Source organism: Flavobacterium sp., from assembly GCF_036405015.1.
GTDB lineage: Bacteria > Bacteroidota > Bacteroidia > Flavobacteriales > Flavobacteriaceae > Flavobacterium.
In genome coordinates this window covers 1-14,327 of the sequence record NZ_DASWYK010000026.1, presented here as the reverse complement: position 1 = coordinate 14,327, position 14,327 = coordinate 1, and the positions used below count along the sequence as shown (strand labels likewise).

The 14,327-nt window shown below is 33.0% G+C and carries 8 protein-coding genes and 1 pseudogene; all 9 read right to left on the bottom strand.

The annotated features are described in order from the left end of the window. Positions 1–212 (bottom strand): annotated as a pseudogene (locus VGE71_RS02325) (phospholipase); the annotation flags it as partial. A gap of 2 nt (positions 213–214) precedes the next feature. Then, positions 215–1,591 (bottom strand): glucoamylase family protein, encoded by a 1,377-nt coding sequence (locus tag VGE71_RS02320; protein WP_331136856.1) that lies wholly within the window; start codon positions 1,589–1,591, stop codon positions 215–217. Positions 1,592–1,664: 73 nt separating this feature from the next. Beyond that, on the bottom strand, positions 1,665–3,119 hold the full coding sequence (locus VGE71_RS02315) for a RagB/SusD family nutrient uptake outer membrane protein (RefSeq protein WP_331136855.1): 1,455 nt from the start codon (positions 3,117–3,119) through the stop codon (positions 1,665–1,667). A 4-nt stretch (positions 3,120–3,123) separates the two neighbouring features. After that, positions 3,124–6,162 (bottom strand): SusC/RagA family TonB-linked outer membrane protein, encoded by a 3,039-nt coding sequence (locus tag VGE71_RS02310; protein ID WP_331136854.1) that lies wholly within the window; start codon positions 6,160–6,162, stop codon positions 3,124–3,126. A gap of 244 nt (positions 6,163–6,406) precedes the next feature. Then, complete coding sequence (locus VGE71_RS02305; protein WP_331136853.1) at positions 6,407–9,151, bottom strand: helix-turn-helix and ligand-binding sensor domain-containing protein; 2,745 nt, start codon at positions 9,149–9,151, stop codon at positions 6,407–6,409. A 117-nt stretch (positions 9,152–9,268) separates the two neighbouring features. After that, positions 9,269–9,766: a hypothetical protein gene (locus VGE71_RS02300; protein WP_331136852.1), complete on the bottom strand. Its 498-nt coding sequence runs from the start codon at positions 9,764–9,766 to the stop codon at positions 9,269–9,271. An 18-nt stretch (positions 9,767–9,784) separates the two neighbouring features. Further along, entirely contained in the window at positions 9,785–10,969 is a 1,185-nt protein-coding gene (locus VGE71_RS02295; RefSeq protein WP_331136851.1) for an acetate kinase, read from the bottom strand. A 117-nt stretch (positions 10,970–11,086) separates the two neighbouring features. Beyond that, positions 11,087–13,180 carry a phosphate acetyltransferase gene (gene pta, locus VGE71_RS02290; RefSeq protein ID WP_331136850.1) on the bottom strand — a complete coding sequence of 698 codons (2,094 nt, stop codon included), beginning with the start codon at positions 13,178–13,180 and terminating at the stop codon, positions 11,087–11,089. Positions 13,181–13,246: 66 nt separating this feature from the next. Beyond that, complete coding sequence (corA, locus tag VGE71_RS02285; RefSeq protein WP_331136849.1) at positions 13,247–14,320, bottom strand: magnesium/cobalt transporter CorA; 1,074 nt, start codon at positions 14,318–14,320, stop codon at positions 13,247–13,249. Positions 14,321–14,327: the final 7 nt, after the last annotated feature.

Here is a 14,327-nt window from a genome sequence, read left to right as displayed (position 1 = left end):
ACTTTTTCAAGATCAGTTCCTTTTTCTCCATCACCAGAAATAAAAACTATTAAAGGCTTTTTCTCTTTTGTATTTGCAGGTTTATGCAACACATAACCAAGCTCATACTTCGCCATGATTACCGTATTAATTTTTCCGGTTGTTTCGCTTTGGCTAAAACCAAACAAAGACGAAAAAGTGAATAAAAAAGCTAATTTATACTTCGTACTCACCTTTAAATTCCGTATTTCCCAGATTTAAATCCAAGTTTTGTTAAACCTTGTTTTACCTCAGGTGCATTCATAAATAATTTCCATAATAAACCTGTTCGGTAGTTTTCAATCATTACTACTTCAGGTCCCTGATCAATTGCCAAATAACGTTTTGCAACCCATTTATTTCCTAAACTTAAGGCATCATAAAATCCTGCATCTCCCCAAGTTTCCTTTTTATGATTTTCGTATAAATTGCGAATAAAAGTCATAGACTCTTTTGGCGTATACACAATTGAACTGATAGCAGCTGTAGGCGAAATCACGCCTTGATCGTTGCTTGGCATATGTGCATTATATCCTACAGACCCATCTGGATTTCTGGAATACGAAGCTGTTAATCCCCAATATTCAGGACCATATCCCGGAATTTTATTTGGATTTTCTACACAATACTGATAATTGATTTTGGTCTGATTTACGTTTAAATCCCAGTAATTAGCATATTTATCGCTTAATTGATTCGGATCTAGACCTACATAAGAATAATGCGCCCAAAATAAGGGTCCGCCAAATTCTTCTGCTCCATTATGTTTTAAAATTAAAGGCAAATTGTATTTTGTATTTGGAGAAACAATTTCGCCGCTTCTCGCCCAACCTTCATGATATGCTTTCGCATCAATTGAATGTGTTGGCGAAGATGCTGCCATTACATAAGTAATTAAACATTCATTATATCCTTGTAATGGAAAATTCATCTGCCATGCATAATTTGGCGACCAGTGCCAATACAGAACATCTTTATTGTTGGTGTACCATTTCCAATCTACACCTTTCCAAAGTGCGTCATATTTTTGGGCAACTGCTTTTTCTGTTTCAGAACCATTTTTAAGATATTCACGAACAGTAATCATTCCCGCAACCAAAAATGATGTTTCGACCAAATCACCGCCATTATCTTTGGTTCCAAAAGGTTTTACTTTTCCTGTATTTCCATCGATCCAATGCGACCATGCTCCATGAAAACGATCTGCTTTGCCTAAAAAATCTGCAATTTTGTTAAGTCTTTCTACACCTTTTTCTTTTGTAATATATCCTTGAGACATACCAGAAACAATAGCCATCAATCCAAAACCTGAACCTCCTGTTGTTACGATATTGGAATCGTTTTCAGGATAATTCCCATCTGGATGATAACGTTCTCTGGCTAAACCTGAATTTGGTTCTGCATAATCCCAGAAATATTTAAATGTTTGTTTTTGAACAATATCTAAAAGCTGTTCATCTGTTAATGCAGTAACGCCAGAAGTATTTTCTTCCGCATTTTCTTTCGACTTATCGGCATTGTTTCCACAGCTAAAAAAAGTAAAAGCTAAAAATAAAACTGAAATTCTAATCATTATAAAGATTTTGAGATTGTAATAAATGATCACTTCCTTCAGAAAACTGAAGGAAGTGATTTTAAAGATTTTATTAATAACCAGGGTTCTGCTTCGTTAAACCATTTGCCTGAATAATGAATGAAGCCGGAATTGGGAACAATTCATTTTTGTTTTCAGTAAATACTTTTCCGTCAGCAGCAAAAGCAGCTTTTGCCTGACCTGTACGTACTAAGTCAAAGAAACGATCGAACTCAAAAGCAAGCTCAACTCTTCTTTCTTTCCAGATTGCAGTTCTTACTGCTGCTTGACTAGTCGCTGGAGTATCGCCAAGACCAGCTCTGTGTCTGATTTGGTTTAACAACGGAATCGCTTCAGAAGTCTGTCCTAATTCATTCAAAGCTTCAGCTTTCATCAATAAAACTTCAGCATATCTCAAATAAGTAATATTTGCATCTGTTTCCCAAGCATCTGTAAATTGAGAAGAATACGCTTTAAAATTATACATTGGGTTTTCTACAGTTGACGGAACAACTCTTCCATCATATAAAGTAGTTCCTCTAAAGATAATAGTTGCATCTTTTCTAACATCGCCAGCTTCGTAAGCATTCAATAAACTTTGAGAAGGAACATTGAATCCCCATCCCCATCCGCCGGTACCACGTGCACCTTGCGTATTAGAATATCCAGCAATACCTTTAATTGGCACAGTACCTACTCCGTTGATTTCAAAAATAGATTCAACACCATTTTCTCCTGCTTTTCTAAACATATTAGCATAACTTGGATCAATTGAATATCCTGTAACCAGATTACAATTGTCTATTACTTTCTGCCAGTTTTTTTGGTATAAGTTAACTTTTGCTAATAAAGCGTAAGCTGCACCTTTTGAAGCTCTTGCTTTTTCATCAGAAGAATAAGCCGATTTAAGTGGCAATACTTCAATAGCTTCATTTAAATCTTTCTCAATAAAAGCATATACTTCTGCTGCAGTTTTTTGAGTAAGCAACATATTTTTATCTTCGATTGAAGATGGATTAGCCAAATGATCTACAATTGGCACTCCACCATAACATTTTACCAAAGTAAAATACATGAAAGCTCTTAAGAATTTAGCCTCTCCCATTAATCTTTCTCTTAATGCTGGACTTGCTTTATCCAATTTTGGAAGAATATTTAACGCTTGATTACATCTGTTGATTCCGTCATATTGAGCTGTAAAAGTACTCTCTGCAGAAGGATTTGAAGCGTTATAAGTCAAGGCATCCAAAACATCTTTATCAGTTCCTGTATCACCTGGAGATGAACCTTTGTCAGCATCGTCAGTAGTGATACTTGCTAGTCCGATCCAACCGAATGAACTCATGTCCCAATCTAGAAATTTGCTGTAAATAGAAGTAACAAATGTTGCCGCACCAGCATCATTATTAAACAACTCTATATCGTTTGTAGAGATTGACTCTGTTTGATCAACATCTAAAAAGTCGTCGGCACATCCTGTAAAAAATAATGCTGACAATGCAAACATTGATATATATATCTTTTTCATAATATTAAAATTTTAAATTAGCACCAATAACGAAAGATCTTAAAGTAGGATAAGCATCAAGCTCTACTCCCTGAGTTCCGTAAGGATTACCATCACCATTTAACTCAGGAGAAAATCCAGAGAATTTTTGAGTAATAAATGGGTTAATTGCATTTACATAAATTCTGCAGTAGTTTATAAAACTTGTGTCGTTTAGAGGAAGTTTATATCCTAAAGTAATGTTATTGATTCTAAAGAAATCTCCAGACTCTAAATAGTAAGTCGAAGCAACTGGAACCTGATTGAATGGTGCAGGATTTGATGCTGTTGGATTAGCCGAAGTCCAGAAATCTGTTGCTAAAGAAGCTTCGATGTTTTCTCCTGAAAAACGTTGTGCTTTTTTACCATTATATACTTTTGCTCCGCTTGTACCGTAACCGTCTACAGAGAAATCAATGTTTTTGTAGTTTAATCCTAAAGTAACACCATAGTTATTTTTTGGAAGGATTGAACCAACATATTTTCTGTCTTTAGTTAAATCTAATGCATCTTGAGTAACTTTTGTTCCAGCAGCATTGTAGTACAACATATTACCAGTAGCTTGATCAATACCTGCATATTCGTAGATATAGAAACTTCCTAATGGTTGGCCTACAGAAGTTTTATCTAATATTTTAGTATTTTGACCATTTCCAAGATTTCCTCCAATTACAGGAGAAAGCTCTAAATCTTTTAATCCAGAAAGTTCGTTTTTGTTGTGAGAGAAATTACCTCCAACCCAGTAACTTAACTGATCTGTAATTTTGTCATCCCAACGTAAAGCAATCTCATAACCTTTGTTTGAAACTTCTCCCACGTGTGCAGGTGTTGCCAAAGTAATTCCAGAAGTTGGATAAGGTTTGGTATTTAAAATTACGTTGTTTGTGTTTTTATCATAATAATCGAAAGATCCAGATAATCTATTGTTTAAAAGTTGGAAATCGATACCAACAGAAGCTTCTTCTGTAATTTCCCATGATAAACTTGGGTCAATTTGAGAAGAGATTGTAGTTCCTTCATAAAGGATAGAACCTCCTAAATAACTGTTAAGACCAGAGTTGTAAGCCTGATTGTTTAAAGGAACATTTTGATTTCCTAATTTACCCCAGCTTCCTCTTAATTTAATCATATCAACACCTTTGATGTCAGACATGAAGTTTTCTTTTGTCACAATCCATCCAGCACCGAAAGATGGGAAAGTTCCCCAACGGTAATCTTTTGCAAAATTCGAAGATCCGTCACGTCTTATCGTTCCTGTAAGTAAGTATCTGTCCATCAACTTATATTGGAAACGTCCAAAATAAGAAGCCAATCTGCTTTCGTTAAATTTAATATCGTAAAGGTTTACTACATTTCCTGCATAATCAACACCTTTAGCATCTTTTTCATTGTAAAGTGACCAATAATTAGAATTTGGATTTACATTTTTTCTAACAATAGAAAGTTTTTCTCTTGGTCCTTTTACAGAAACCTCCATACCTGCAGTTAATTCAACATCGTGAATGCTTGCGAATACTTTATTATAGGTAAAATAATTCGTTAAGTTCCAGTTGAAATACTGCTCTCTACCACGTGTTAACAAATTGGTGTTTGCAGTTGAAAGATACTGATCTGCTGTACGAGTTGGATCTGCAGCCAACCAGATATTTTTTGTGTCTTCGAAATTATACTGTTTCCATGTATAAAATTCACCATTAAATTGTGATGTAAATTTCAGACCGTCAATAATTTCATAATCTAATTTTAAACCACCTTGAAGTGTTATACTGCGCTGTTGCTCATCATAAAAATTTAATTGAGAAACTGGGTTTCCAACATTGTTAAATGCACCTTTTTCACCTGTTGGTCCAGCAATATCATCTGAGTTTCTGAAAGATACACCATATTGTCCTGTAGAAAAATAAACTGGAACAATTGGAGATTGTTTGTAAGCGTTTGTAAATGCGCTTAAAGGTTTTGGTGCAGAATTAGCTGAAGTAAAACTAAAGTTCTGATTTAACGTAACTCTTTTAGAAATTTTATATTCGTTGTTGTTTCTAAAATTGATACGGCTGTAATCTAAACCATTTAAAATTCCTTTTTCTTCGTAATTTCCTGCACTAAAGAAGTATTTTACGTTTTCTGAAGCTCCAGAAACCGAAACGTTGTTTTGCGAGTAAGAACCAGTTCTTGTTATTTCGTCAAACCAATTTGTATTATAAGGCTGATTTGCAGCAAAATAATCAATAGTTCCAGGAGCCGCATTTGTGTAAGCCACATATTGGTCGCTGTTGGCCATTTTCATAGTTTTAAGCGGTTTTCTAAAACCTGCAAAACTTTCAACTTCTACGGTAACTTTATCACCTTTACCTTTTTTAGTAGTAATAATGATTACCCCGTTTGCAGCTCTTGTACCATAAATTGCCAGAGAAGAAGCATCTTTTAGGATTTCATAAGAAGTAATATCATTTGTATTAATATTATTGATGTTTTCTGTTGGCATACCATCAACAATATATAAAGGATTTCTTCCTCCTAATGCAGTACCTAAACCTCTAATAACTACAGAAGGTGTACTTCCTGGAGCATCTGAAGAAGTTACCTGAACCCCAGCTGCTTTACCCTGAATAGCCTGTGAAGCATTTAGCACCTTTGTTTTTGTAACATCTTCAGCTTTTAATGAAGTAATTGCTGAAGTATTATCAATTTTCTTTCTGGTACCGTAACCAATAACAACTACTTCTTTTAATGCAGTATCACCTGCTTCTTTTAAAGTAATTACCATTCCTCCCGCGGCTGCAGGAATAGAAACAGAATCGAAGCCAAGCATAGAAACTTTTAAAGTTTCTCCAGCTTTAGCATTAATGGTGAAATTACCATCGAAATCAGCATCAGCAGAAGTTCTGGATTCTGAAGCACTAATAATAGCACCCGGAACTCCCATACCACTACTGTCTACTACTTTTCCTTTAATTGCTTGTGCCTGCCCCATCATATATGTAGGCAGCAACAAGAGAGCTAAAAAGCTAAAAATAAAATTTTTCATACAGTTCGTAATCGTTTAAGTTAGTAGAGCCAAATTAAACAATTACAACGTTGTAGTACATCAAATACCACTACAACACAGCTACATCATTATGTTAAAATTTACACACAAATCATTGATTTACAAAACAATAAATGTTAAACAATTTTCTTTAACATAACGTTATGATGTAGTAATGATGTATTAGAATTATGTAAAAATAGAGTTCCAAAAATATAATATCTTCAAAAAATAAAATCAAATCTTACAGACTTAATAAAAATTTTGAGAGGTTTTCGTCTTGAGTAAGGTTTAGCTTCTTTCTAAGACGATATCTATGCAATTCTACACCTCTAAATGATATGTTCATCATAGGGGCAATTTCCTTCGAAGAAAGGTTCATTTTAAGATAAACACACAACTTAATATCCTTTGGAGTTAAGTGTGGATATTTTTTAGAAAGATTTATAATAAACTCATTATGGATTTGATTTAGATTGGTTTCAAATATTTCCCATTCATGTTTATTTACTTCATTAATTTTGATTGCTTTTTTGATCTCGTTTTTCAGTTTAGCAAAATCCTTTTCAGTTTCCAGAATTCCCTGAATTTTATCAATCATTTCTGTTTGCTTAGCAATTGAAAGTGATTTTCCGGCAACTTCAGAAGATTTTGATTGTAACTCAAGTTCCAGAATATGCTTTTCGTATTCCTGAAGATTAAGTTCGTTTTCTTTTTTCAACTCCATTTCTAGAATTTCTCTCTGATGCTTTAGTTCTTCTGCCTGCAGTTTTAATTTCTGCATGTATCTAAACTTATTCCATTTATAATAGAAAAATAAAACAGCTCCTATTACTAATAAGTAAAGAAGAATCATCCAAAAAGAAAAATACCAAGGCTCGGCAACTTTGAACTTATAAAAAGATACTTTATCATAAGTTGCTCCGTCATGCTTAAATATTTCTACACTATGATTACCACTACTTAAATTATTCAGGATAATCAATCCGTCAGAAATGGGTACAAAATCTTTTGCTTTGTCGAGTTTATAAAACAAATTGGGTTTACTTGCTCCATAAATTCCCGAAATAGCATCAATTTTTAATTCGGTATTGAATTTAATTTTCGATTCATTCGGAACTAAAACATCATTACTGTAAGCTTCGATCTCAATTTTTGAGTTTTGTTTGTTTTCATATTTCAGCTTAAGCGAAATAAATCCGTCATCGAGATTAAAAAGGTAATAATTGTCTTTTTTAAAGATTCTCAAATTTTCATTGATCAATTTTCCTTTATAATATTTCTCCTGAATAATGTTCCAAATGAATTTATTTCCTTTCACATAAATATGATACAGAATTCCATTTTGGAGAACCATAAAATGATCTTCATCTATTGAGATGATATCTGTGACATTTTTAAAACTTTCATTAAACAATTCATTTTCCTGTAGTTTATTGGAAATCGAATTATAAGTATACCAGGAATTATTTATAAGAAAGAGAATCTCTTTTCTGAATTCAAAGATTTTTATTCCAAAATCGTTTTTTATTTTACTTTGCTGCGTAACATTTTCAACTTTCAAAGTATTGTAATTATCATCTAACAAAACTCGGTACAAACCACGATAATTATCTGCAGCCCAAATTTCATTTTTTTTGTTCTGAGCCACATATTTTATAGGTTTTGCCAGATCTTTGATAATTTTATAATGAGAAAGATCTGAAGGATCATTATAAACCAAAATACCACTGTAAGTGGACTGGAAATAAGTATCGTTAATACTGCTTTTTGACATATTCCAGCCTCCGCTGACTCCGTTTATCTTAGTCAAGACGCCATTTTCATATGAAAAAGTTCCGTCATTATGCCCTATAACATATTTACCATTTATTAAAGAAATATTCCAACCTTGTCCCTGAGTATTAGGCATCATATGGAATTTTCCGGCACTATATTCGAATATTCCGTGATTTGAAGCAATTAAATAACCGTTGTTTATAGGCGCAACAGAATAAACCGAACCTAAAAGTCCTGAATTATCATAAAAGAAAGAGATTGGAGAATTAACCTCAACATGTGCGATACCATTATCAAGACCAACCCATAAATCATTTTCTTTATCAAATCCGATACTCAGCACCGAATTATTCATTAAAACATTGTCGCGCTCAATATTTTTATAAGAATTGTTTTTTAGATCCAGAATAATAATTCCTTTATTTCCTGTTCCAATAACCAACTTCTCTCCTTTTATAAATTTCGCCACATTTATAGTAGCCGATTTTAAAGTTTCATTTATCGGATTGTCCCAACTTTTTAGTCCGTCTTTCTCTACAACAAAAACTCCTTTCTTCTGTGTAAATATATAAGTCTTATTTTCATACTTTTCGATGGCATGAACAACTGTCTTTTTAAGAACATTCCATCCTTTTGGATTAGAAATGTACTTATCATTCATTTTAAAAATTCCATCTTGTACAGAAGCAACATAAAGGTTTTGATCTACACCAAAACAGTATGAGATAAGGAAAGGAAATTTAATTTTCTTAATCGTTTTTCCGTTGTAAATAAAAACATCATTGAAAGACTGGAAATAAAGCGAGCCATTAAACCTGAAAATTTTCCAGATTTCTTCATTATCTCTTTCGTCAAACAATCTTAGATTTTTGGTTATCGAAACATAGTGCATTGTTCCGTTTTTTCTGTACCAATAACCAAATTCCTTATAAGAACCAGAATAGATTTTATCACCTTCAATCAAAATAGAGCGAATGATGGTTTTGTTTGGAAGTGTATATTTTTCCCATTTTACTCCGTCATAACGAAGCAAATAGTGATTGTTGGCAAAATACATCGCATCATCATTTCCTTGCGCGACATTCCAGATTTGATTATCACCTTGATAATCAGATTTACTGTAATTTTCTACGAAAGGAAGTAATTCTTGTGCTTGAAGTTGTAAAGCGATGAAAAAGAAGAAAACTGATTTTAAAAGTATCGATTTCAATATGTTCGGATTAAAACTCAAAGATACTCACAAAAATTTAATTTCTAAAAAGTAAAAAAGCTTCCGCATTGGAAGCTTTTTTTATTATTATCTAAAAATAAAACAGTTAGCAAGTATTTACATGATTAATCCTATTTTAAAATCAATATTATCCTTCTCTAATTTTAGAATTAAACTAGAATTGGTTGCCAGTTCAACGTAGAATTCATCGCCTTCATTTATATCATTCCAAAATTTTTCATTAAAACAAACCATTCCAACTCTCCATTCATCAAAGATTATCTGATAGATTGTAGAATTATCTTCCTTATCATGAAGATAGTTCTTGTGCTTGACTTTTACAGTCCCTACATACTTTCGTTTCTCTTTTAAATCGTTGTATAAATTAGTATCTCTGAGCCAGCCTAAAAGAAGAAAAGCATTGATAACAATAACTCCAATTTTAAAAAAACAAAAAGTATCGCTTGAAGTATCACGGTCCACAGAAAAATAAACAATTAAAAGAATGACAAGAGTCAAACCTGATCCTAAAAGTCTTCTGACAGAATTGGCTTTAATTCTATTTTTAACTAATACAACATCTTCTTTTTTGAGCGGAATTTTTGTTACTGCCATTTAAATAAAATAGGCTTATTAATTCTCTAATAACTGATAAACCTGATTTGCAATTTCGTATTCTTCGTCTGTTGGAACCACCAGAACTTTTACGATTGAATTTTCAGAATTGATTTCTCTTAATTCCTTAGAACGAATTTGATTCTTTTCTGCATCAATTTCAATTCCGAAATAATCCATATCGGTACAAATCAAATTACGCATGAATGAAGAGTTTTCTCCAATTCCAGCTGTAAAAACAATTGCATTTAATCCGTTTAAAGCCGCTGCATAAGCTCCAATTGTTTTTCTGATTCTGTATGCATTCATTTGTAATGCCAATTTGCAATCTTTATTTCCTTTTTCGGCTTCGGCTTCAATATCACGTAAATCACTGTAACCTGTTAGTCCAAGCATACCGCTTTGTTTCAGTAAAACAGCATTTACCTCGTCTGGCGTATATCCTAAATTTTTAATCATATAAAATACCACAGACTGGTCAATATCTCCGGCGCGAGTTCCCATAATAAGACCATTTGAAGGCGAGAATCCCATTGAAGTATCAATACATTTTCCATCTTTAACTGCAGCCATACTACAACCGTTTCCTAAGTGAATCGTAATTATTTTAGAATTATCTTTTAAATAATTAATTGCTTTTTCAGAAACATATTTGTGACTAGTTCCATGAAAACCGTACACACGTACTTTGTTTTCAGTTAAAAGGTAATTTGGGATAGCATATTTATAAGCTACTTCTGGCATTGTCTGATGAAAAGCCGTATCAAAAACTGCAATTTGTTCAGCTGAACTGAAAATTTCTTCAGCAACATTAATTCCTTCTAAATTCGCTGGATTGTGCAACGGCGCCAATTCAAAAAGTTGTTTGATTTTTTCTTTGACTTTGTCATCAATTTTTACAGTATCGCTAAAATCACTTCCGCCGTGCACGACACGATGTCCCACAGCAGCAATTTCTGAAGTTGATTTTATAACTCCTTTTTCTGCATCTAAAAGCATATTGGCTACTTTTTGTAAACCTACTTTATGATTCGGAATTGGCAACATTTCTTCATGTGAAGATACGGCTGTTTTAAACGTAATATTTGAAGTTTCTAAACCAATTCGATCAATCATCCCCGAACAAATTACTTCGTTTTCTGGCATGACCATTAATTGATATTTAATTGAAGAACTTCCTGAGTTTATAATAAGTATTTTCATTTTTATTTAAAGGTGCTAAGATGCTAAGTTTCTAAGGTGCTGAGTTTTCTGAAAGACTCAAAACTTTTTTAAGGCAAAATATAATTCACAATTTACCATTCACAATTCACAATTATATTACATTCCCTGCGCCTGAATTGCTGTAATAACCACTGTATTAATAATATCATCAACGGTACAACCACGGCTCAAGTCATTTACAGGCTTATTTAAACCTTGTAACATTGGTCCGATGGCCAAAGCTCCAGTTTCTCTTTGAACGGCTTTATAAGTATTATTCCCTGTATTTAAATCAGGAAAAATAAGTACGCTCGCCTGCCCTGCCACTTCTGAATCTGGCATTTTGCTTTTTCCGACACTTAAATCAACAGCAGCGTCGTATTGAATTGGACCTTCAATTTTTAAATCTGGTCTTTTCTCTTTTACAATTGCTGTTGCTGTTCTTACTTTGTCAACCTCATCCCCTTTTCCGGATGATCCTGAAGAATAAGAAAGCATCGCTATTTTAGGTTCAATTCCGAAAGCCAAACTTGATTCTGCAGAAGAAATTGCAATTTCTGCTAATTGTTCCGCCGTTGGGTTTGGATTGATGGCACAATCACCAAAAACAGAAACCCTGTCTTCTAAACACATAAAAAATACAGAAGAAACTACAGATGAATTTGGTTTTGTTTTAATGAATTGTAATGCTGGTAAAATCGTATGTTGCGTAGTGTGTGCGGCACCAGATACCATTCCGTCTGCGTGTCCTTTGTAGACCATCATCGTTCCAAAATACGAAACGTCTTCCATTAAATCTCTTGCCATCGTTATACTTACGTTTTTCGCTTTTCTTAGCTCATAATACGTATTAGCATAATCTTCGTAAAGTTCAGATTCTTTAGGATTGATAATATTTACTTTAGAAAAATCAAATGTAATTCCAAGTTCAACTACTTTATTTTCAATTTGTTTTTTATCTCCAATAATTGAAATATCAACCACATCCATATCTAACAATCTTGATGCTGCAGTAATGATTCTGTCATCATTTCCTTCTGGTAGCACAATATGTTTTCTATGTTGTTTGGCTCTTTTTACCATATTGTACTGAAACATTTTTGGTGTCATACCTTCAGCCACAAAAGTGATCAATCTTTCAGACAGCGCTTCGTTATCAACGTATTTCTCGAATGTCGTTATTGACGTTTCTATTTTATGTGTGTTATTGGCATAAATCTCCGATTTGATTGAACCAATTTTGTTGGTAATATGATAAGTTCCGCCGTCAACCGCAATAATTGGTACAATCGCAGAAAGTCCTTCAATAAGCTTTAGAATGCTTTCTTCTGGAACAATATTTCCCGTAAGGATAATTCCTGAGATTGTTGGATAATTTGCAGATTCATTTGCTTGTAAAGCTCCTAAAATAATATCTGAACGGTCTCCTGGAGTAATTACTAAAGCGTTATCATTCAAATGAACCAAATAATTATGAAGCTGCATCGCTCCAACGCTGTAATGTCCAATTTCATTATTTAAATAATTTTCTCCGAATAAGACTTTAGCATCCAAAACATTTACAATTTCCTGCATGGTTGGATTATTCAGGCTTGAAATAAGTGGAATCGTATTTACCAAAACATGCGAAGGCAAAGTTTTTTGTAAACTGCTCGTCACCAGCTCAATATTCTCAGGTTGTACTTTATTGGCAAAAACAGATAAAACTTCAACCTCTTTTAGTTTGAAAGAATCATAAACCAGATACAAACTATCTAGAAATTCTTCTAAGGTTTTCCCCACTCCAGAACTTACAATTATGGTCGGAATTCCAAGGTTTTTAGCAATTAAAACGTTTAAATCTAATTCGATAGAAGTTCCTTCGCCAGTAAAACTTGTACCTTCAACCAAAACAAAATCGAAACGTTCTTCTAGTTTTTTGTATTTCTCTATTATTGTATCTAAGACCTCTCCAATCTTACCTTTATTCTTTTTCTTAATTAACTGGCTTTTGGTAATGGCATAAGCATCTTTAAAATCAATATCGAGGTTAAAATACGACAAAACCGTCTCGATATGATTGTCTACTTCACCATCAACAAAATCTTCAATTATAGGTCTAAAATATCCTACTTTGGCCGTTTTACCAATTAAGATACTCATCAACCCGAGCGTAATAATCGATTTACCACTATTGTAATCGCTAGTGGCTATATATATTGCTTTACTCATAATTATTTATATTTATTCTAAATAACAAATTTATACAAAATCAAGTTTTTCGAAGACAAACAAACGTTAAAACCAGCGTCTTTTTTTAAAATAAATGATTAGGGCTATTACTAGCAAAAACATTATTCCCATTACAACAAAATAGCCATTTTGCATCTTGAGTTCGGGCATGTTTTCAAAGTTCATTCCGTACACCCCAACAATAAAAGTCAACGGAATAAATATCGCCGAAATGATGGTCAGCGTTTTCATAATTTCATTCATTTTTCGGCTTTGTTCCGAAAAATAAAAATTAGATGCGCTCTCTAAGGCACTCATATCAGATTCAATCTGTTCCAAAAGTTCTAAACTTTTTTGATGCAATCTGATAAAGAAATTAAACGTTTCTTTCTGAATTAAGCCATTTTCATCGTCATCATCTTTCTTCGTTTTTAAATAATAAAGTGAATCTCGAAGTGGCACAATAGAACGCTTTAAAAAGTTTAAATTATCACGGTGATTTTCAATTTTTTCTAAAATAATGGGTTTAGCATCTTTTTTAGTTAAATTAATCAACTCTTCTACTTTATCTTCTTCGTCTTCGAGCGTAATGTAGAAATTCTCCATTACAGCGTCTAAAAGCAGATACAAGAGATAATCTACCTTTTTAGTTCGAACAATTCCTGCATGCGTACGTAAACGCTCGCGAATGTGCGTAAAGAAATCGCTTCGTTTTTCTTGAAAAGAAATCAGAATTCCATCTTTCAAAATAAAACTAATTTGTTCTACGCTAATATTATCTGAATATTCAGAAGGAAGCAGTGATTTTATGTTAAAGAACAAAACGTTTTGTTGTTCTTCTAATTTGGTTCTTTTTGTTGTGTTTAAAATATCGGCAAGCAGGAAATCATCTAATTTAAAATTAGATCCGATAGTTTTGATGAGATTAATATCATTTAAACCATGAATATTAAGCCAGTTATTTTTGCTGTAATCAAAACAAGAATTTAAAGCCAAGACAGAAAACTTATCATATTCTACAACATCTGCATCATCATACACAAAAAGTTGCATTTCGGTTTCGTGCTCTTTGTGTGTACCTGTATACTCTAATGTGATGTGCTGAACCTTGCGTCCTTTTTTGTATTTGATCTTTCTCATTCATGAA